Below are 1,473 nucleotides of genomic sequence, written 5' to 3'. Positions count from 1 at the left end.
GGCTCTTCTGTACTAAATGTGGGTAGATCTTTATCAAAAGAATGAATATCGCTTTTATTCATCGTATAAAATAAGAATATTTGAATATAAGAAAACCATATGGTATTTTTCTTAAGCGACCAAACCAAGAAAGGAATACCATATGGCACTTAAAAAATTACTAAAATCCATTCTCAATGTCAATTGTATCAAGATAATTAATGCAGAATTTGATCATGTTTCATCTTCTCTATATATTCGTGTTGAAATCACAAAAGGACAAAGATCTCGTTGTCCAGTCTGTGGCAGAAAGTGCAACGGATATGATTCTACTACTGAATACAGGTCTTGGAGAGCTTTAGATTTTGGAGCCTGTACCGTATACATCCTATCCAATGTGAATCGTATTCAATGTCCTGTCCATGGAATCCATACCGAACAGGTTCCATGGGCTCACCATCATTCCGGTTTTACCAGGGAATTTGAACAACAGGCTGCTTATCTGGCTTTGCATCTCAACCGCACGGAAGTATCGAAGCTCATGCGGATCAACTGGCGTACTGTAGGTATGCTTCTTTCACGTACAAAGGATCGTCTTGAACCGGACAGTTCCATACGGTTCAAAAACTTGAGACGAATCGGTATTGATGAAACGAGTTATCGCAAGGGCCATAAATATGTCACAGTCGTTGTGGATCACGATACGAATCAAGTGATCTGGGTAGGCAAAGGCACGGGGAAAGAAGTGTTAAGTTCTTTCTTTGCCCTTTTAACACAGGAGCAGAGAGAATCCATTGAGCTGGTATCAGCGGATGGAGCCAGATGGATCCAAAGCTGTATTGAAGAATGGCTTCCAAACTGCGAAAGATGTATAGATGGATTTCACGTGGTTCAATGGGCGATCGACTGCATGGATGAACTGCGAAAAGAAGTATGGCGTGAAGCCAGGCAGGAAAAGAAAACCCAGCCAAAGCGAAAAAGAGGCCGTCCCAGAAAGGGAGAAGAAGGAAAGGAAACAGCAAAACATGGTAAAAGCTACAAATATGCACTTGGCAAGAATCCTGAGAATCTAACAGAGCATCAACAATCCTGTTTAGATGAGATCAAGGCTATGTATCCAAGGATGTTTCGAGGCTATCAGTTGAAAGAAGGATTAAGAAAAGTGTTTCAGTGCAGCAAGGAAACGATAGAGAAAGAATTGAAAGCCTGGCTGTCATGGGCATGTCGAAGCAAGCTGAAACCATTTGTGGAATTAAGCAAAAAGATACGACGACATAAAGAAGCGATCATTGCGACCGTAAGACATGGATTATCGAATGCGCGTATAGAATCCATCAATAACAAGATCAAAGTGTTGATACGAAAGTCATATGGATTCAGGAATATACAGAATCTTATCGATATGATCATGATCGTATGTTCCCGGTTATACTATGAAATCAAACTATCTTATGAGCTTAGATGATTTCTACCCACACTTAGTGCAGATGCTTC

1 protein-coding gene is annotated in these 1,473 nt (G+C 40.5%); it reads left to right on the top strand.

The genetic code is table 11. The features are described from left to right. Positions 1 to 142 precede the first annotated feature (142 nt). Positions 143 to 1,444 carry an ISL3 family transposase gene (locus NE665_RS23700; protein ID WP_187426261.1) on the top strand — a complete coding sequence of 434 codons (1,302 nt, stop codon included), beginning with the start codon at positions 143 to 145 and terminating at the stop codon, positions 1,442 to 1,444. Positions 1,445 to 1,473 lie beyond the last annotated feature (29 nt).

The sequence above is a fragment of the Clostridium sp. DFI.1.208 genome (genome assembly GCF_024463855.1).
GTDB lineage: Bacteria > Bacillota_I > Bacilli_A > Erysipelotrichales > Erysipelotrichaceae > Clostridium_AQ.
The sequence above is the reverse complement of the archived record's forward strand: the minus strand, read 5'-3'. Positions and strand labels throughout refer to the sequence as shown.